Source organism: Pseudomonas sp. NPDC089401, from assembly GCF_044749485.1.
GTDB lineage: Bacteria > Pseudomonadota > Gammaproteobacteria > Pseudomonadales > Pseudomonadaceae > Aquipseudomonas.
In genome coordinates this window covers 289,065-307,062 of sequence record NZ_JBIVIA010000005.1, presented here as the reverse complement: position 1 = coordinate 307,062, position 17,998 = coordinate 289,065, and the positions used below count along the sequence as shown (strand labels likewise).

Here is a 17,998-nt window from a genome sequence, read left to right as displayed (position 1 = left end):
GGAGCGCAAACAGGTGTGGATTTAACAAATGGGAAGCATTACCATCCGCAGCCCTGTCTTCCAGGCGAGCGCATGGGCCACCGCATGACCAACGAAGAGCTTGAAACTGCCTTCAAGGCCCACGCTGGCGAACTGCGCGCCTTTCTGCACCGTCACCTGAAGAACCCCGAGACAGCCGCCGACTTCACCCAAGAAACGTATCTGCGCGTGCTGCGTCAGCCACCTCGCAGCTCGGTGCGAAACCTGCGTGGCTTGCTGTTCCGCATTGCCCGGAACCTGGTCATCGATCATTCGCGCAGCCGTGTGACCCGGGGGCAGCATGACCAAGGCATGGCTTACCTCTACGAAGTCACGGGCGAAAGCCCGGAGTTGTTCGATGTCGTGGCGTCGTATCAGGATTTGAGGCTGATGACTGAAGCGTTGGGACGATTGCCCACACGCAGCCAAGAGATTTTCCTGTTGTGCCGTCTGCAGGGAATGGCCCACCGTGAGGTCGCCGAGCAACTGGGTGTTTCCCTCAGTACGGTGGAGAAACACTTGGCCCAGGCCCTCGACTTTCTCAGCACGAGCCTGCAACGTTGACCGTCATGCGCGATCCTTCCATTTCCGACCTGCACGATGCTGCCATCCGCCGTCAGGCCCAAGCCTGGGTGGTACTGCTGACCTCCGGCGAGGCTGGCGCTGACGACGTGGCCGCTGCACGCGCCTGGTGCGGGGCTGCGCCTGCGCATCAGGCCGCGTTCGTCGAGGCCCGCCGCGTGTGGATGCTCTCCGGGCAGGTGCCAGTGCCGACCCGTCGTAGCCCGTTGCGTCGCTACCTGGCTGCCGCTTGTGCGGCGGTGCTGGTGTTGGGTGTCGGCGCCACGGGCATGCGCCACTTCGCCTGGGATGCCGACTACAGAACGGGTGCAGGCGAGCGTCGCAGCGTCACGTTGGCCGACGGCTCGCGCATCGTACTGGATGCGGACTCCGCTGTGGACGTCTCGCTGTTTCCGGCTGAGCGGCGTATTACGCTGCGCCGAGGCGATGCATTTTTCCAGGTGCAGCACGATCCGGATCGGCCCTTTGTCGTCCAGGCGGGTACGGTCAGCGCCACCGCACTGGGCACGGAATATGGTGTTAGCCGCGAGTCGACGCGTGTTGACGTGATTGTGCGCACTGGCCGAGTGCGCGTGCAGGCCATGGGCAGGCACGTGGACGTGCCAGCAGGGCAGCGGGTATCGGTGGATGGGCAGGGCGTGGGCCAGGTGCTTTCGGTGGATGCCGATGGCCTTCTGGCCTGGCATGGCGGGCGTCTGGTGTTCAACCAGACGCCGCTGCCCGTCGTCGTTGCACAATTGCAGCGTTATCGCCCTGGGCTGATCTACATCGCCGATGACCAGCTGCGCTCGATCAAGGTCAGCGGTACCTTTCAGCTTGACCGCATCGATGCTGCGCTGTCGACCCTGGAGCAGACCTTCCCACTGCGCGTGACCCGCTATACCGATCACCTGCTGGTGTTCACCGCGCGCCAATAAAAACTTTTACGGGTTCGTCGCATCCACACGTCTTCCCTGTGCAAAAACGAATGCTTCGTATTTTCTAGGGAGGAAACCATGCACCGTCCGTTCTATCCTCGCGGCAGCCGCCGTTCGCTGGCGCAGGCCGTTGGTACGTTGTCGCTGGTGTACGTGTTGTCGGTTCCAGTAGCACAGGCTCAGCCTCGTCACTTCGACATCAGTGCGCAACCGTTGGCTAACGCACTCAACCTGTTGGCCGCCCAGAGTGGCCTGCAGGTAATTTTCGACGGTGACTTGGTCCAAGGCAAGAACAGCCCGACGGTGCAGGGCGATCGGGAGCCCGAGCAGGCGCTGACCGAGTTGCTGCAAGGCAGTGGGCTGAGCTGGCGCAGCACAGGGGAAGGCACGGTCACGCTCGAAAGGTTGGTCGATACCCACGGCGCACTCGAGTTGGGCGCATTGACCATTCTGGGGCAGGGCATGGGTGAGATGACCGAGAACTCTGGAGCCTATACCACCGGCGCAGTCAGTGTGGGAAGCAAGTCTCCGACCAGTTTGCGCTACACCCCGCAGTCGGTCTCGGTGATTACCCGGCAGATGATCGAGGATACCGCTGCCAATGAACTCGAAGACGCGCTGCGTTACGCGCCAGGCGTGACGGTGAACAAGACCGGAAGCAGTAACTATGACTACTACTCGCGCGGCTTCAACATCGACAGTATCCAGATCGACGGCGCCGCGCCCATGGCGCTGACCTCCAACGCCAGCAGTTTCTACTCGCAACGCCTGTACAACCTTGTCGAGTTCGATCACGTCGAAGTACTGCGAGGAGCCGGCGCGCTGTTCAGCGGCGTTGGCGACCCCGGTGGCGTCATCAACGTGGTGCGCAAGCGCGCATTGCCGACGTATCAGCTCAAGCTCGAAGCCGCGGCGGGTTCCTGGGACACCTACCGCAGCATGCTCGACGTGACTGGCCCGCTCAACGACAGCGGCAGCTTGCGCGGGCGATTGGTTACCGCGTACACCGATCGAAAGTACTTCGTCGATGACATGTCGACCGAAAAACCGACCGTATACGGCGTACTGGAGTGGGACCTTACCCCTTCGGACACCTTTACCCTGGGCGGCATGTACGAAAAGATCCACGCCCGCAACTATGCAGGCCTTCCTCGCTACAGCGATGGCCGCGATATCGGTTTGCCGCGCCATACCAGCCTGAGCCAGAAGTGGGCCTATTCCGACACGGTATCCCAGGAGATATTCACCAAGTGGGACCATTATTTCGATAACGGCTGGAAAGCCAACCTGACCTACACCAACACCCACGACGCGGGCGAGGCGTTGTCGGCGGTGACGACCCGCGCGCTCGATCCCGTCACGCTGACCGGACCCATCGGGCGTGGGAGCATAAACCGCTTCTGGACCAACCAGAACCTGTTCGACACCAACCTGTCCGGCAGTTTTGAGGCCTATGGACGGGAGCACGAGTTCGTCATTGGCGGCGACTGGCAGCACGTGACCAGCAAATGGAAGGGGGCAGGGGCGTTGAGCAATACCAACCAGCCGGTCGATGTGTTCGACCCTCAGCCCTGGGACCCGAATCCGATCACCAAGACTTATCCTCGGGTCTATAGCCCCAACACGCAAGTGCAGTACGGGTTGTATGGCCGCTTGAGCTTGCAGGTGGCTGACCCGCTGAAGGTGATTCTTGGCGGCCGAGTGTCACGCTATCACTTCGAGCAGGTTTACAAGAGTTCCGGGGTGGTCCAAAGCAATGTGGACATGCGCGAGCCGACGCGTCTGGTGCCCTACGGTGGCGTGATCTACGACCTGACAGACAACTGGTCGGCCTACGGCAGTTATTCGGAAATCTACAAACCGCAGCAGAACAAGCTCGTGGGCCCGGTGGGGAGCGGCAGCGTGGTAGACCCCATGGTTGGGAAAACCTACGAAGCCGGCCTCAAGGGTGAGCATTTTGACGGTCGGCTGAGTTCGGGCATTGCCTTGTTCTATACAAAACGCAAGGGCGGTGCGATCGAAGACCCGAACTATCCGCGCGATGACGTTTTGTGGGGCGGCAGTTGCTGCTATCTGAGCCAGGGCGAAGTGATCAGCAAAGGCATCGAGTTGCAGGCGTCCGGCGAGCTTTCGCCTGGCTGGAACTTGATGGCGAGCTACGTGTTCAACCTTAATCGCAACCGTACCGAAGGTGGCGGATTGAGCACCATCACACCCAAGCATGAAGGCAAGCTCTGGACCACCTACCAGTTGCCGGGCAACTGGCATGACTGGACCCTGGGCGGTGGGGTCACGGTGCAGAGTGCCACCTACGTCACTGGCAGTGCACTGACCTATGATGCCGCGGGTAACTCGACCGGGACCAATACCGACTACGCCTATAGCCAGGCGGGTTACACGCTATACGATGCCATGGCACGTTACCGCGTCAACCAGCACTGGGATGTGACGTTCAACGGTAACAACCTGTTCGACAAACACTACTACCGCACGGTGTCCAGTTCAGCGAACGGTAACTACTACGGCGAGCCACGTAACTTCTCGGTGACGTTGCGAGGTCAATACTGAGACGGTGGGCGGGACGTAGGCCGGTTGAGGTAAATGGTCGCTTCCGTCTCGTTGAGCACAAAGCGCATGTCACGTAGGGGGGCATGGTAGGCAGGCATTGCGATTTCTCTTGTTGTGGGTCAGTCCCGTTAGAACCGTTTCGATGTGTACGCAGATGCCCATCGGAAAAGGTGTTCTAAAAACATCTATTGATGACTTCATCAAAAATGATGAATATATCAATAACGCTCCAATCGGGTGACACCGCCAGCACCCGGGGCTGATAACAACAACATGAAAAAGGTGACGCTATGACCGCAGTTCTTCCCCCTGAACCGACCTTGTCCGGCACCTCGGCTGCCGCCGCGCTGCTCGACCACGCCCGCGCCCTGCTGCCGGCCCTCAAGGCCCGAAGCAAGGACACCGCGCGGCTCGGCCACTTGCCGGCCGAGACCATTGCCGACCTTGAAGCCGGTGGCCTGCTGACCATGACCACGCCCCGTCGTTACGGTGGCAGCCAGGTGTCGGTGCGCACGTTCCTCAACGTGGTCGCCGAGCTGGGGCGCGCCGATGCCTCCGTGGCCTGGGTCGCCGCGCTGACCAATGTCACCACCTGGTGCGCTGCGGCCTTCTTCGGCGAGGACGCCGCCAGGGAAGTGTTCGCTGGCGCCAAGCCGGCGCGGGTGACCGGCGTGCTTTCGCCGCGCAAAGCCGTTGTACGCAAGGTGGACGGCGGCTACCTGATCGAAGAGGGCATGTGGGGCTTCAACTCCGGCGTCAGGCACGCGACCTGGGACATGCTCGGGATCCCGCTGGTTGACGAAGCCGGCAAGGTGGTGGACCAGGGCGTGGCGCTGATCCCGGTCGAGCAACTGCAGGTCCTCGACGACTGGAACGTCATTGGCATCAGTGGCAGCGGTAGCTGCACCGTCACGGCGAGCCAGGTGTTCGTGCCGCAATCGCGGATCGCCTCCGTGACCGAAGCCATTGAGGGTCGGTACCTGGCCAGCCATCTGGCCGAAGAGTCGCTGTACCAGAGCGCCTGCATGCCGATGCTGGCGATTATCCTGGCGTTCCCGGCCCTGGGCCTTGGGGTGGCGGCGTTGGAAACCTTCCTCGAATCGCTGCCACGGCGTGGCATTCAGTACTCCTGGTACGCCAAGCAGGCCGAGGCACCGGTTACCCATCTTCAGGTCGGCGAGGCATCGGCCAAGATCGACGCCGCGCGGGTGATCCTGGAGCGCCATGCCGATGCCATCGATGCCAGCGCGGCCTCCGGCATCTACATGGCCTTCGAGGAGCGGGCCAAGGTGCGCCGCGACGTGGGCTATGCCGAGAAACTGATCTGGGAAGCCGTCGACCTGCTGGCCTCGGCGTCTGGGGGCTCGCTGGCCTCGGTCGGTAATCCGATGACGCGCATCTGGCAGGACGCGCGCATTGCCTCGCTGCACGGCATCGTCAGCCCCAACACCAACTTCGAAACCTACGGCCGGATTCTCTGCGGCAACACGCCGGGTACGCCTTTCATCTGAATGGCGAAGCCACAACGCGTTTGTCTGAGGAGTGCCGAGCATGCAGAGCAAACAGCTGGACGCGCGGGCCTTTCGCCGCGTGATGGGCAAATTCGCCACCGGCGTGACGGTGGTGACTTTCAATCATGAGGGAGAACCCAGCGGCATGACCGCCAATGCCTTCATGTCACTGTCGGTGGACCCGCCCATGGTCCTGATCGCGGTGCGTAACCCGGCGCGCTTCGCCGCCAGCGTGAGGCCAGGCGATGCCTTTGGCATCAACTTCCTGCGCGAGGAGGATGAAGCGTTGAGCAGTCACTTCGGCGGTCGCCCGCAGGCAGCGCTAAGCGCCGACTTTCGCCAGCTGGGCGAGTCGCCGGTATTGGGCGGTGCGCTGGTGCAGTTGGCCGTGCGCGCCAACGCGGTGCACCCGGGGGGCGATCACCTGATCTACACCGCCGACGTCGAGGCCATCGAGGAGTCGGATGGGCGCCCGTTGCTGTTCTTCTCGGGCGCCTACAAGCAGTTGCATGCACTGGACCCGTCCACCTGCTGGTTCGACCGCGGCTAGCCACGCAGCGTCACCGTCCCCACAACAACGACAGGAGGAGTGCAGCATGATTGCTGTACGCGATATCGCTTACGTGCGTTATCAGGTGCCGGACCTGGATGTTCAGGCCGGCTTCCTGCGCGACTTCGGCCTGCGGCACCACGCCCGCACGGCCACAAGCCTGCAGATGGCCGCCTATCAAGGGGGGTATCCCGCCTACATTGCCGAACAGGGCCCCGCCAAAGCCGTGGGTGCTGGTTACCGGCTCGACAGCCTGCAAGCCTTGCAGGGTATTGCTGCACGGTTCGGCACCGAGGTGCTGGCCAACGACGAGCTGGGTGCGGGCTGGGTGGTCACCCTGCATGACCCGGACGGGCTGCGCGTCGATTTGCTGTATGGCGGCGATTGTGTCGAGGCCGAGCCGGTAAGGCCGGCCCTGATGCTCAACACGGCCGATCGGCGCCAGCGCCGGGGCACCACCAACCGGGTCGCACTGCAGCCTTCGCGGGTGATGCGCCTGGGCCATGTGGTGCTCAAGACCGTCGATTATCCGGCCATGTTCGCCTTCTACCACGACGTGCTGGGGCTAAGGGTTTCCGACAGCTACTTTGCCGGCCAGCAGGACAATACCGTGGCGGCATTCATGCACTGCGGACTGGGCGAGACCTACACCGACCACCACACGGTGGCCTTGCTCAACCTGGGTACTGAGCAGGCCGGCTTCGATCACTGTGCCTTCGAGGTACTGGACTGGGACGACCTGGCCAGTGGCAGCCATTTTCTCCAGCAGCAGGGCCGCCGCCACTCCTGGGGCATCGGCCGGCACGTGCAGGGCAGCCAGGTGTTCGACTACTGGCTCGACCCGTTCGGCAACAAGGTCGAGCACTGGACCGATGGCGACCTGGTCAACGACAGCATGCCTGCAGGCCACGAACCCCTCAGCCCTGATGCCTTGGCGCAGTGGGCGCCACCGTTGTCGCCGGACTTCCTCGGTTGATCACGCTTCTTCTCCCCATTCAAAGGTACACCCATGAAACTGGCTCGCTATACCCATGATGGCAAGACTTCCGTTGGCCTGGTCCAGGGCCACCGTGTGATCAATCTGGATCACCTGCTACCGGCATCGGCGCCGACAGACGTTGCGTCCCTGCTGGCCCGCGCCGATGCACTGGCTGACGCCCGCACGCTCCTGGCCACCGCTGAAAACAGCGTGGCGTTGGAGCACGTGCGGCTGCAAGCGCCCATTCTGCGCCCCGGCAAGTTCATGGCGTTGGGCATGAACTACAAGGACCACGAAGCCGAAGCACGGCGCCTCAACGTGCCTATCCCGGCTTCGCAGGTGTGGTTCAGCAAGCAGATCAGCTGCATCAACGGCCCTTACGACGACGTTCATCATCCTGCGGTCTGCGAACGCCTGGACTACGAAGCAGAACTGGGCGTGGTGATTGGCAAGGGCGGCCGGCGCATCGACGCGCGCGACGCGCTGCAGCATGTTGCCGGCTACTTCGTGGCCAATGATGTCAGCGCCCGCGACTGGCAGGCCAAGAGCCCGACCTGGACCCTTGGCAAGTCGTTCGATACCCACGGGCCGATCGGGCCATGGATTACCACCGCAGACGAAGTTGCCGACCCGCAGCAACTGACCGTGAGCCTGAGCGTGAATGGCGAGCAACGCCAGAAGTCCTCCACCGCGCTGATGACCTACAGCATCGCGCAACAGATCGCCTACCTCAGCGAAGTGATGACCCTTGAGCCCGGCGACATCCTCATCACCGGCACGCCGGCCGGCGTCGGCATCGGCATGCAACCGCCGGTGTTCCTCAAGGCCGGTGATGTGGTGCGGGTCGAGATCTCGGGCCTGGGCCACATCGAAAACACCATTGTCGACGAACCTCGCTAACCAGGCCCGGCGGCTTTGCCCAGCAAGGCCGTCTTTATGGAAGGAAACAGACATGGCTGCAAAAGCTTCCAAAGTGATCATCACCTGCGCCATTACCGGCTCGATCCACACGCCGTCGATGTCGCCCCATCTACCCATAACACCTGAACAGATTGCCCGCTCCGCGATCGAGGCGGCCGAGGCGGGGGCCGCGGTGGTGCACCTGCATGCCCGCGATCCGCAGAGCGGCATGCCGAGCCAGGACCCACGCCTGTTCGAGCAGTTTCTGCCGCAGATCAAGCGCGAATCCGATGTGGTGGTCAACCTCACCACCGGGGGGGCACCGACCATGTCGGTGGAGGAGCGCATAGCCCCGGCCCTGCAATTCAGCCCTGAGATCGCCTCGCTGAACATGGGCTCGATGAACTTCGGCATGTACGAGTTGCTGCAGCGCTACAGCGAATTTCAGCATGACTGGGAACGGCCTTATCTGCAGGCCAGTGAAGAGCGGATCTTCCGCAATACCTTCAAGGACATCGCACAGATACTGGCGGCCTGCGGCGAGAACAACACGCGCTTCGAGATCGAGTGCTACGACATTGGGCACTTGTATACCGCTGCGCACTTCCGCGATCGCCTGTTGTTGCAAGACCCGTTGTTCATCCAGTCGGTGTTCGGCATTCGCGGCGGCATCGGTACCCACCCTGAAGATGTGGCGCACATGAAGCGAACTGCCGACCGCCTGTTCGGTGACCGCTATCACTGGTCGGTGCTTGGCGTAGGGGCGATGCAGCCGCGCATCGCCATGCAGTCGCTGTTGCTGGGCGGCCACGTGCGTGTGGGCCTGGAGGACAACCTGTGGTTGGGCAAGGGCCGCCTGGCGCAGAGCAACGCCGAACAGGTGCGGGCCATCAAGGCGCTGATCGAGTCGCTGGGTTTTGCCGTGGCGACGCCTGATGAGGCACGCGCGCTCATGCAGTTGAAAGGCCGCGACAACGTCGCCTTCTGATCATCGCTTGACCTCTGCAAGTGTGTAAACCGGCCGCGCCCGCTGTTGCGGCGGCGGGTACGGCTGGCCGCGATCTGCTGCAAACGCTTCGAGTCATCAGTTCCAAAAACAATAAATAAACTGTGCAGGCGTAACCATGAACATTAAAGCGATGCAGGCCGGTGGCGTGCTGTTTTTCTTCGCGTGCCCGTTGGCCCAGGCCATGAACTTCAATATTCCCACTTCCAGCAGCATCGAGTCGGCGCAGATGGGCGGCGCCTCGCTGGCCTTCCCCCAGTCTGCGGCCATTGCCAGTGACAACCCCGCCGGCATGAGCGAACTGGGCAACCGCATCGACGGCGGGCTGCAGCTGTTCTTCGGCAGTTTCCGCGCAAGCTTCGGTAACGAGAACAACCGCGACGATTTCAAGGTGCGGGCGCCGATCCCCAGTGGCGGTATCAGTTACCAGCTCGATGAACGCACCGCGCTGGGCCTGTCGATGTACTCGATTGGCTCAGGTTCCGACTACAGCCACGCGGCCGTGCCTGGCATGGGTTTCCCGGCGGTGAAGACCAAGATCGCCTACGTGAACTTCGCCCCCACGCTGGCCTATAAGGTCACCCCGGACTTGTCGCTGGGGCTGTCGGCACTGGTCGGTGTGCAGCAGGTGCAGGCGCGTGGCCTGGTGGTGCCGCAGGCGGACGGCAGCCTTGGCGTTTCGCCGACCCATGGCATTGCCACCAGCACTGGTCTGGGCTGGCGGGCAGGGGTGCTATGGAAGGTCGATTCGCGGTTCAGCCTGGGTGCGGCGTATTCACCGAAGATGCGCTTCAGTGACGCCGATGGCTACAAGGATGACCTGCTGGCGATCGCCGGCGGCCATCTGGACTTGCCGGAGCAGTACGGGGTCGGCGTTGCCGTGCGCCTGACCCCGGCGCTGACCGTGGCCGCGGACTACCTGCGTATCGAATGGGCCGAGGTCGGTTTCTTCAACAACCCCGATGGCGCTGGCATGAACAGCCAGGATGTCTGGCGGGTCGGGATGTCGTGGGAGGCGAGCACGGCGTGGACGTTGCGTGCCGGCCTCAAGCGCGCCACGGCGGCAGTGGATGCGCAACATACCAATGCCAACTACTTCTCGCCGGGCATACTCAACAACTCGGTGTCGGCTGGTTTTACCTATCACCTGTCGCCGGCCACCGACCTGTCGCTGGGCTACGAGTACGAGATCCCCGAGACGCTGCGCGGCAAAGGCCCGAGCAGCGGCACCAACATCGGCGCGCATTATTCGTCGGTGCTGCTGGGGCTCGGCATGCGCTACTGAGCGGGCGCGGTTGGCTGGCGCTGCAGGGCGAGTCGGGTATCATGGTCCGCACCCCCCATCAGTGCCAGCCGATCGCTACCATGAATGAAGACAACAACCCCAAGGCAGCCGAGCCACGCAAGCCACGGGTCAATGAGAAGGCGCGCCAGCGCACCCGCGGCAAGCTGTTGCGTGCTGCGCGTTCGGTAATGGGGCGCAAGGGCATCGAAGCCACTGCCATCAATGACATCACCGAAGAGGCCGAATTGTCGTTCGGCTCGTTCTACAACTACTTCTCGAGCAAGGAAGAAGTGGCGCGTGCGGTGTTCATCGACGACGCCTTGCAGATGATCGAAGCGCTGGATGCCGCTACCTGCCCGGCTGCGGGCATCGCCGAGCGGGTAGGGGTCAATATCCGTCGCACCGTTTACCGCGGCCTGACCGACCCGGTCTGGGGCTGGTTCCTGGTGCACTCGGTATACAGCATCAACGACATGATCGAGACCATGGGCAATCCGCTGGCACGGGATATCCAGGTCGGTAACGAAGAAGGCGTTTTTCAGGTGGTCGACATCGTTTCCACGGTCGATTGCATCATCGGGGGCATGCTCTACCTGTTGCGCAAGGTGCTGGAGGGCGCCCGCCCGCCGTCGGCAGTGGAAAGCATGGTGCATTTCGTGCTCAGCGGCCTGGGTGTGGATCACCACGAGGCCGAGCGGATCATCAGCATCGACCTGGATACGTACGGTAATCAGCCCGCCTGATCGTGCCTGCCCAGCGGCGTGTCAGCCCGCTGGGCGGCGGTAGGCCAGAAACTCCCGGCCATCACGGGAGTTGAGGTTCAGCGCCCACACCGGTCGTGGCAACTCCAGCGCCCCGGAGCCCCAGTCCTGCAGATAGGTCAGCGAAAAATCCACGCCGCGCTGGCAGGTTGCAGGGTCGACGCCCAGGCTGATCAACGCCATGTGCACACAGGCGTCCATGTAGTCATTGACGTTTTCCACACCTTGCAGGATGGCCTGGATGGCATGCGCGGACGCGCCCATCAAGAAGTCGGTGGCGGCGTCCAGCCTTGCGAAGGCCAACTGCCCCGCGGCACGGCCACTTTCCAGGTCGCGGCCCATGTACTCGGCCACCAGTGCGTGGTGCGGCCATACATCCACACGGGTCACGAAACCGGCCCACTTGCGGTCCAGAAGGGCACGCACCAGGAACACCCGAAAGCCCACCGAAACGCGCTTCCATGGTTCCTCGAGAATATCGTAGAGCGGCAGGATGTCGGTGGTCATCTGGTTGCTCAGCTCCTGGCCGAGCGCGATCAGCACCTGGTCCAGCGAATCGAAGTAACGATAGAACGTGCCACGGGACACCTTGGCCTCGCGGATAACATCGTCGATCACTGGTGTGGCACCGGCCGCTTCGGCAAATACGCGCATGGCCGAGTCGAGCAAGCGCGTTCTCATCATCAGGCGTTTCTTTTCCGCCATACGTGGGCGGTGGTCGCTGCAGGTTCGCCCGGCAGGGGCAAGCGAGTCATGGCTGGGCATGGGTAATCTCGTCGAGTGACAAAATGTCATTGTTAAAAACTATGCATTTCATCGCATGAATAAATTTATTTGATAAAAGCTATTGAACAAGTCTGTGCCTTGTCCTACATTCTTGCAATGTCGGAATGACAAGTATGTTTTATCTAATGCTGAGTCACGCTGGCAGTTTCGTCATAAAAACAACAGGAGACGAAAAATGCTCGTTCAAGCCTTGACCCCCCGCGTATCCCGTCCGCTGCCACCGCCGCCGCGCCGCAAGCTTCTGCCCATTTGAAATAAGCGCATTCGCAGGTACTCCCGAGTAGTCGTCCGCACGCTCCGCTGATGACGGCGTGTGGATTCGTTCGCCCAGAATAAATAAATGACATTTTAGTCATTATTAAAGGTGGAAAACATGAAAGAAGCGATTAATGCGTTCGACGCAGACGTGTTGCCGCTGGCCGACAGGGGGCCTTCCTTGCAGGAGCTGGTCGAGCGCGCCGCCGCGCTGCAACCCCTGCTAAGCAAGAACGCCGCCGAATCCGAGACGAACCGCCGCGCAGCCGAGGAAAACATCCAGGCCATCCGTGACGCCGGCTTGTTTCGTCTGATGGTGCCGAAGCGGTTCGGTGGCCATGAAGGCACATTGCGCTCGCACCTGGAAGTGTCGGCTGCACTGGCAGAGGCATGCGGTGGCACGGCGTGGGTGGTGGCGCTCAGCAATGTCTGCGCCTGGTTCACCGGCCTGTTCGATGAGCGTGCGCAGCAAGAGGTCTTCGGTAACAACCCCGATGCCCGTGTGGCCGGTGTGTTCAACACCTCGCCAACCACACGAAGGGTCGAGGGCGGCCTGGTGATTTCCGGCAAGTGGTATTCCTCGTCCGGCAGCCTGCATGCCGACTGGGCCGCGATCGGCGCCGAGGAGCGCGACGCCAACGGCGCCCTGGTGGCCCAGTACCTGGCGCTGATCCCCAAGGCGCAGTACCGCATCGAAGACACCTGGTTCACCACCGGCATGCGTGCGTCCGGCAGCAACTGCATCATCGCCGAGGAGGTGTTCGTGCCCGACCACCGCCTGCTGAACATGGGCGCGGCCATCGAGGGAGAATATGCCACCCCGTTCAAGGACGAAGCCAGCTATCGGCCGCTATTCGTGCCGTTTGCCGCGCTGATTCTCAATGGCCCGCAGCTTGGCCTGGGGCGAGCCGCCCTGAAGTACGTGATCGCCAATGCCCCGCGCCGCGCCGTGGCCTACACCTCGTTCGAAAAGCAGACCGACTCGGTGGTGTTCCAGACCCAAATCGCAGAAGCGGCACTGAAGATCGACAGCGCCCAATTGCGCGCCATGCGTGCTGCCGACGAGCTGGATGAGGCGGCCCGTCAAGGCATCAAGCTAGACAACGTGATCCGTGCGCGTATCCGTGCCGACGTCGGTCTGGTCAACACCCACGTCACCGATGCCATCAACATCCTGTTGTCCGCCCATGGCGCCGGCAGCTTCGCCGAAAGCAGCCCGATGCAGCGCTGGTGGCGCGACTCCAACACCGCCGCACGGCATGCCGTGGCGTTGCCGGCGATTGGTCTGGAGCTGTACGGAAAGGCACTGCTGGGCGTGGAAAACACGGTCACCGCACTGATCTGACAAGAGGGCAACCCCATGGACCCCAAACTTCTGCGCACGGTAATGGGCCAGTTCGCCACCGGCGTCACGGTGGTCACCTTCGTGGCCGACGGCGAGCCGGCAGGCATGACGGCCAATGCCTTCATGTCGGTATCGCTGGAGCCACCACTGATCCTCATCTCGGTACGCAACGCCTCGCGCTTCAACCAGTGGGTGAAGGAAGGGGTGTGCTATGGCGTCAATTTCCTGGCCGAGACCCAGCGCCCGCTGAGCGCCCACTTCGGTGGGCGGCCAGAGGAAGGCCTGGCGCTGCCGTACTGTTTCCACGAGCAGACCCCCTTGCTCGACGGCAGCCTGGTGCAACTGGTGGCGCGCACGGTGGACGTGCACCCGGCTGGCGACCACCTGCTGTACATCGGCGAAGTCGAGCACCTGCGCATCGGTGAGCAACGCAAGCCGCTGCTGTTCTACAGCGGCCGTTATCACCAAGTCCACGCCCGCGCGCCGGGCGTGGAGTGGAGCGGTTGCCGCGACGGTTGGTAAACCAGCCAAGAACCTGATTGTGCGCAAGTGCACCCGGGCCTGCCCGTTGTCGGGCAGCCATGGGCGGCTTGCGCCTGTAAAACCTGATTGAGCCTTATGCCATGACCGCCAAGATCACCGATATACCGCGCGATCGCACCGAGCACGACAGCGACCGCCAGGAAACCCATGAATGGCTCGACGCCCTGGAGGCCGTGGCGCATAGCGCCGGCGGCGAGCGCGTGGATTTCCTTCTGCAGCGCCTGGCCGAGCACGCCAGCCACCTGGGCATACGCCCGTCCGCCCCCCCTTGCTCGTTGTACCAGAACAGCATCGCCCTGGATGACCAACCGGTATTTCCAGGCGACCTGGCCATGGAGGAGCGCATCACCTCGATCATCCGCTGGAACGCCCTGGCCATGGTGGCACGGGCTAACAAGGCCTATGGCGAACTGGGTGGGCATATCGCCAGCTACGCTTCGGCGGCCGAGATCTTCGAGGTTGGCTTCAACCATTTCTTCCGCGCCGACAACGAGCAGGGCAAGGGCGACCTGGTGTACTTCCAGCCCCATTCGGCGCCTGGGGTGTACGCCCGGGCCTTTCTCGAAGGGCGCATGAGCGAAGAGCAACTGCAGCGCTACCGCCAGGAAGTCGATGGCGGTGGCTTGTGCTCCTATCCACACCCCTGGCTGATGCCGGACTTCTGGCAATTCCCCACCGGCTCCATGGGCATCGGCCCGATCAGCTCGATCTACCAGGCGCGCTTCCTGCGTTACCTGCAGCACCGCAAACTGGCCGATACCGCGCAGCGCCATGTCTGGGGCGTGTTCGGCGACGGCGAGATGGACGAGCCGGAGTCCATCGCGGCGTTGTCCCTGGCTGCCCGCGAAAAACTCGACAACCTGACCTTCGTCATCAACTGCAACCTGCAACGCCTGGACGGCCCGGTGCGGGGCAACGGGCAGATCATCCAGGAACTGGAGTCGCTGTTCAGCGGCGCCGGCTGGAACGTGATCAAGGTGGTCTGGGGCTCGGACTGGGACGCGCTGTTCGCCCGTGATCGCCACCATGTGCTGCTGCGCCGTTTCGCCCATACCGTCGACGGCCAGTACCAGACACTGGGCGCGAACGACGGCGCATACAACCGCGCGCATTTCTTCGACCTCGACCCGGAACTGCAAGCACTGGTTGCGCACATGAGCCCGGCCGAGATCGACGGCCTGCGCCGCGGTGGCCATGACTTTAAAAAGTTGCATGCCGCCTTCGCTGCTGCCAAAGCACACAAGGGCCGGCCAACGGTGATCCTGGCCAAGACCAAGAAAGGCTATGGCATGGGCCAGGCCGGCGAATCGCGTAACACGTCGCACATGCAGAAAAAGCTCGACGTCGAGGCACTCAAGGCATTTCGCGACCGCTTCGCACTGCCTATGGATGACCAGGCGCTGGAGGAAATGCGCTTCTGCAAACCCGCTGAAGACAGTGCGGAAATGCGCTACCTGCATGCTCGCCGGGCGGACCTGGGTGGCTACATGCCGTGCCGCAGCAGCATTGCCGAAGCCCTGCAGGTGCCGGCGCTGGAGAGCTATGCGCAGTTCGCGCTGACCCCCGATGACCGTGCGGCGTCGACGACCACCGCCGTTGTCCGGCTGTTCACCAACCTGCTCAAGGACAAACAGTTGGGCCCGCGTATCGTGCCCATCGTCGCCGACGAAGCACGCACCTTTGGCATGGCCAACCTGTTCCGCCAGGTCGGCATCTACGCGCCGCTAGGGCAGCTGTACGAGCCGGAGGACGCCGGGGCGATGCTCTACTACAAAGAGTCCCAGGATGGGCAGTTGCTGGAGGAGGGGATCACCGAAGCCGGCGCGATCTCGTCCTGGGTGGCGGCGGCGACCTCCTACAGTGTCAACGGCGTGCCCATGCTGCCGTTCTACATCTACTACTCGATGTTCGGCTTCCAGCGTATCGGCGACCTGATCTGGGCCGCTGCCGACCAGCGTGCCCGTGGCTTCCTGATCGGCGCCACGGCCGGGCGTACCACCCTCGCCGGCGAAGGTCTGCAGCACCAGGATGGCAGCAGCCAGCTGATCGCCGCCACGGTGCCGAGCTGCCGCGCCTACGACCCGGCCTTCGCCGCCGAAGTGGCGGTGATCATCGACCACGGCAGCCGGCGCATGCTCGAAGCGCAGCATGACGAGTTCTACTACCTGACCGTGACCAACGAGAACTACGTACAGGCGCCACTGGACCCCGCCCAGCACGCCGACGTGCTCAAGGGCATGCGTTTGTTCGGCACGCGTGGCGAGGGCAAGCCCGCTGTGCGCCTGCTCGGCTCCGGGGCCATCTTGCGTGAAGTGATCGCGGCCGCCGAGCTGCTGGCCGAAGAGTGGGGCGTGGCCAGCGAGATCTGGAGCGTCACCAGTTTTTCGGAGCTGGCCCGCGAGGCCCGCGAGGTCGAGCGCCAGCAATTGTTCGGCACTGAGGCCAAGGGTACCAGCCACCTGCAGGCCTGCCTGCCCGGCAGCACCCCGGTGGTCGCGGCCAGCGACTATGTGCGCGGCTATGCGCAACTGATCGCCCCCTACCTGCAGGCGCCCTATACCGCGCTGGGCACCGACGGTTTCGGCCGCAGCGACACCCGCCAGGCATTACGCCGCTTCTTCGAGATGGACCGCCAGCACATCGCGTTGGCGGCGCTGGCCGGCGTCGACCGTGACAAGCATGCCCAAGCCCGTGAGCGTTATGCCATCGATGGCCGCAGTGCCGCCCCGTGGAACCGTTGAGGAGTGAATGCCATGCAACAACTGATGGTTCCGGATATCGGCGACTTCAAGGACCTGCCCGTCGTGGAGGTGTTGATCAAGGCCGGTGACGTGGTCGCCGTGGAGCAGCCGCTGCTTGTCCTCGAGTCCGACAAGGCGGTGATGGATGTGCCCAGCACCTTGCAGTGCATCATTCGCCAGGTGCTGATAAAGCCAGGTGACAAGGTCTCGCGCGGCAGTGTAATCGCCGATATCGAGCCGGCTGGAGAGCGTCCAGCGACCATCGAGGCCGCGCCGCTGTTGGTGAGCCTTGAGCCGCTGGCCGCCGCGCCTGCCGCCGCACCGGCACTTGCCACTGAAAGCGCACGCAAGCCACAACTGGCGCTGGCAGGCCCGGCCGTGCGCAAGCTGGCACGTGAACTGGCGGTCGAACTCGACCAGGTAGCAGCCACCGGCCCCAACGGCCGGCTGCTGCGCGAGGACGTGCTGGCCTTCGTCAAGGCACAGCGCGATCGGCCGACTGCCAGTGTTGGCGGGGAGTTGGGCCTGCTGCCCTGGCCGCAAGTGGACTTCAGCCAGTTCGGCCCGGTCGAGCGCCGTTCGCTGTCGCGCATCAAGCGCCTTTCGGCGGCCAACCTGCACCGCAACTGGGTTCGTATTCCCCACGTCACCAACCACAGCCAGGCCGATGTCAGCGATATCGAAGCCTTGCGCGTGCAACTCAACCAGGAGGCGCGAGAAGGGCAGGCCAAGGTCACCTTGCTGGCCTTCCTGATCAAGGCGTGCGCGGCGGCGCTGCAGCGCTTCCCGCAGTTCAACGTGAGCCTGGAGGGCGACGAGGTGGTGCACAAGCACTACTGCCACATCGGCTTCGCCGCCGACACGCCCAATGGCCTGGTGGTGCCGGTGATCCGGGATGCCGACCGCAAGGGCATCGCCGCGCTGGCGGCGGAAATGGCCGAGCTTTCGCAACTGGCGCGTACCGGCAAGCTTTCGCCGGCACAGATGCAGGGTGGCTGCTTCTCCATCTCGTCCCTGGGCGGCATTGGCGGAGGCCATTTCACGCCGATCATCAATGCCCCCGAGGTGGCGATCCTCGGCGTCGGTCGCGCCGAGTTGCAACCGCGCTGGGACGGCAATGCCTTCCAGCCGCGCCTGCAACTGCCGCTGTCGCTGTCCTGGGACCACCGCGCAGTGGATGGTGCCGAGGCCGGCCGCTTCCTTGCCTACCTGGCGACGCTGCTCGGCGACTTCCGTCGGGTGCTGGTCTGA

16 protein-coding genes are annotated in these 17,998 nt (G+C 63.2%); 14 read left to right on the top strand and 2 right to left on the bottom strand.

Annotated elements, in window-relative coordinates; genetic code table 11:
- Positions 1-84: 84 nt before the first annotated feature.
- From ACIP21_RS14500 to ACIP21_RS14490, 3 genes are all read left to right on the top strand, one after another.
- On the top strand, positions 85-582 hold the full coding sequence (locus tag ACIP21_RS14500; RefSeq protein WP_400688508.1) for an RNA polymerase sigma factor: 498 nt from the start codon (positions 85-87) through the stop codon (positions 580-582).
- Between the two features lie 5 nt (positions 583-587).
- Complete coding sequence (locus ACIP21_RS14495) at positions 588-1,517, top strand: FecR family protein (RefSeq protein WP_400688506.1); 930 nt, start codon at positions 588-590, stop codon at positions 1,515-1,517.
- A gap of 78 nt (positions 1,518-1,595) precedes the next feature.
- On the top strand, positions 1,596-4,085 hold the full coding sequence (locus tag ACIP21_RS14490; protein ID WP_400688504.1) for a TonB-dependent siderophore receptor: 2,490 nt from the start codon (positions 1,596-1,598) through the stop codon (positions 4,083-4,085).
- Here ACIP21_RS14490 and ACIP21_RS14485 read toward each other — a convergent pair.
- Positions 4,076-4,183, bottom strand: a complete 108-nt coding sequence (locus tag ACIP21_RS14485; protein ID WP_400688502.1) for an acyl-CoA dehydrogenase N-terminal domain-containing protein — start codon at positions 4,181-4,183, stop codon at positions 4,076-4,078. The genes ACIP21_RS14490 and ACIP21_RS14485 overlap by 10 nt on opposite strands.
- A gap of 192 nt (positions 4,184-4,375) precedes the next feature.
- Between ACIP21_RS14485 and ACIP21_RS14480 the strand changes: the two genes are divergently transcribed.
- The 7 genes from ACIP21_RS14480 (at position 4,376) to ACIP21_RS14450 (ending at position 11,059) form a co-directional block, all read left to right on the top strand.
- The gene (locus ACIP21_RS14480; RefSeq protein ID WP_400688501.1) at positions 4,376-5,596 is read left to right on the top strand and encodes an acyl-CoA dehydrogenase family protein; all 1,221 of its coding nucleotides are present in this window, start codon (positions 4,376-4,378) and stop codon (positions 5,594-5,596) included.
- A gap of 40 nt (positions 5,597-5,636) precedes the next feature.
- Complete coding sequence (locus tag ACIP21_RS14475; protein WP_400688499.1) at positions 5,637-6,146, top strand: flavin reductase family protein; 510 nt, start codon at positions 5,637-5,639, stop codon at positions 6,144-6,146.
- A gap of 46 nt (positions 6,147-6,192) precedes the next feature.
- On the top strand, positions 6,193-7,122 hold the full coding sequence (locus ACIP21_RS14470) for a VOC family protein (RefSeq protein WP_400688497.1): 930 nt from the start codon (positions 6,193-6,195) through the stop codon (positions 7,120-7,122).
- A 33-nt stretch (positions 7,123-7,155) separates the two neighbouring features.
- The gene (locus ACIP21_RS14465) at positions 7,156-8,025 is read left to right on the top strand and encodes a fumarylacetoacetate hydrolase family protein (protein ID WP_400688496.1); all 870 of its coding nucleotides are present in this window, start codon (positions 7,156-7,158) and stop codon (positions 8,023-8,025) included.
- A 52-nt stretch (positions 8,026-8,077) separates the two neighbouring features.
- Complete coding sequence (locus ACIP21_RS14460; RefSeq protein ID WP_400688494.1) at positions 8,078-9,013, top strand: 3-keto-5-aminohexanoate cleavage protein; 936 nt, start codon at positions 8,078-8,080, stop codon at positions 9,011-9,013.
- Positions 9,014-9,149: 136 nt separating this feature from the next.
- Positions 9,150-10,316, top strand: coding sequence for an OmpP1/FadL family transporter (locus ACIP21_RS14455; RefSeq protein ID WP_400688492.1), 1,167 nt, complete (start codon positions 9,150-9,152; stop codon positions 10,314-10,316).
- An 80-nt stretch (positions 10,317-10,396) separates the two neighbouring features.
- A complete protein-coding gene (locus ACIP21_RS14450) occupies positions 10,397-11,059 on the top strand; it encodes a TetR/AcrR family transcriptional regulator (protein WP_400688491.1) in 663 nt (220 codons plus the stop codon).
- A 21-nt stretch (positions 11,060-11,080) separates the two neighbouring features.
- Here the strand turns inward: ACIP21_RS14450 and ACIP21_RS14445 are convergent, their stop codons facing one another.
- On the bottom strand, positions 11,081-11,761 hold the full coding sequence (locus ACIP21_RS14445) for a TetR/AcrR family transcriptional regulator (RefSeq protein ID WP_400688489.1): 681 nt from the start codon (positions 11,759-11,761) through the stop codon (positions 11,081-11,083).
- Positions 11,762-12,236: 475 nt separating this feature from the next.
- Here ACIP21_RS14445 and ACIP21_RS14440 point away from each other — a divergent pair, with 475 nt between their 5' ends.
- The 4 genes from ACIP21_RS14440 (at position 12,237) to ACIP21_RS14425 (ending at position 17,998) form a co-directional block, all read left to right on the top strand.
- The gene (locus ACIP21_RS14440; protein ID WP_400688487.1) at positions 12,237-13,463 is read left to right on the top strand and encodes an acyl-CoA dehydrogenase family protein; all 1,227 of its coding nucleotides are present in this window, start codon (positions 12,237-12,239) and stop codon (positions 13,461-13,463) included.
- 15 nt (positions 13,464-13,478) lie between these two features.
- Positions 13,479-13,985, top strand: a complete 507-nt coding sequence (locus tag ACIP21_RS14435) for a flavin reductase family protein (RefSeq protein ID WP_079228516.1) — start codon at positions 13,479-13,481, stop codon at positions 13,983-13,985.
- A gap of 101 nt (positions 13,986-14,086) precedes the next feature.
- Positions 14,087-16,747 carry an alpha-ketoglutarate dehydrogenase gene (gene mdeB, locus ACIP21_RS14430; protein ID WP_400688485.1) on the top strand — a complete coding sequence of 887 codons (2,661 nt, stop codon included), beginning with the start codon at positions 14,087-14,089 and terminating at the stop codon, positions 16,745-16,747.
- Between the two features lie 12 nt (positions 16,748-16,759).
- A complete protein-coding gene (locus tag ACIP21_RS14425) occupies positions 16,760-17,998 on the top strand; it encodes a 2-oxo acid dehydrogenase subunit E2 (RefSeq protein WP_400688483.1) in 1,239 nt (412 codons plus the stop codon).

Bases quoted from the DNA above. Each gene is read 5' to 3' on its own strand.
- ACIP21_RS14500 (WP_400688508.1), top strand. From the start codon at position 85: ATGACCAACGAAGAGCTTGAAACTGCCTTCAAGGCCCACGCTGGCGAA.
- ACIP21_RS14495 (WP_400688506.1), top strand. From the start codon at position 588: ATGCGCGATCCTTCCATTTCCGACCTGCACGATGCTGCCATCCGCCGT.
- ACIP21_RS14490 (WP_400688504.1), top strand. From the start codon at position 1,596: ATGCACCGTCCGTTCTATCCTCGCGGCAGCCGCCGTTCGCTGGCGCAG.
- ACIP21_RS14485 (WP_400688502.1), bottom strand. From the start codon at position 4,183: ATGCCTGCCTACCATGCCCCCCTACGTGACATGCGCTTTGTGCTCAAC.
- ACIP21_RS14480 (WP_400688501.1), top strand. From the start codon at position 4,376: ATGACCGCAGTTCTTCCCCCTGAACCGACCTTGTCCGGCACCTCGGCT.
- ACIP21_RS14475 (WP_400688499.1), top strand. From the start codon at position 5,637: ATGCAGAGCAAACAGCTGGACGCGCGGGCCTTTCGCCGCGTGATGGGC.
- ACIP21_RS14470 (WP_400688497.1), top strand. From the start codon at position 6,193: ATGATTGCTGTACGCGATATCGCTTACGTGCGTTATCAGGTGCCGGAC.
- ACIP21_RS14465 (WP_400688496.1), top strand. From the start codon at position 7,156: ATGAAACTGGCTCGCTATACCCATGATGGCAAGACTTCCGTTGGCCTG.
- ACIP21_RS14460 (WP_400688494.1), top strand. From the start codon at position 8,078: ATGGCTGCAAAAGCTTCCAAAGTGATCATCACCTGCGCCATTACCGGC.
- ACIP21_RS14455 (WP_400688492.1), top strand. From the start codon at position 9,150: ATGAACATTAAAGCGATGCAGGCCGGTGGCGTGCTGTTTTTCTTCGCG.
- ACIP21_RS14450 (WP_400688491.1), top strand. From the start codon at position 10,397: ATGAATGAAGACAACAACCCCAAGGCAGCCGAGCCACGCAAGCCACGG.
- ACIP21_RS14445 (WP_400688489.1), bottom strand. From the start codon at position 11,761: ATGATGAGAACGCGCTTGCTCGACTCGGCCATGCGCGTATTTGCCGAA.
- ACIP21_RS14440 (WP_400688487.1), top strand. From the start codon at position 12,237: ATGAAAGAAGCGATTAATGCGTTCGACGCAGACGTGTTGCCGCTGGCC.
- ACIP21_RS14435 (WP_079228516.1), top strand. From the start codon at position 13,479: ATGGACCCCAAACTTCTGCGCACGGTAATGGGCCAGTTCGCCACCGGC.
- mdeB (WP_400688485.1), top strand. From the start codon at position 14,087: ATGACCGCCAAGATCACCGATATACCGCGCGATCGCACCGAGCACGAC.
- ACIP21_RS14425 (WP_400688483.1), top strand. From the start codon at position 16,760: ATGCAACAACTGATGGTTCCGGATATCGGCGACTTCAAGGACCTGCCC.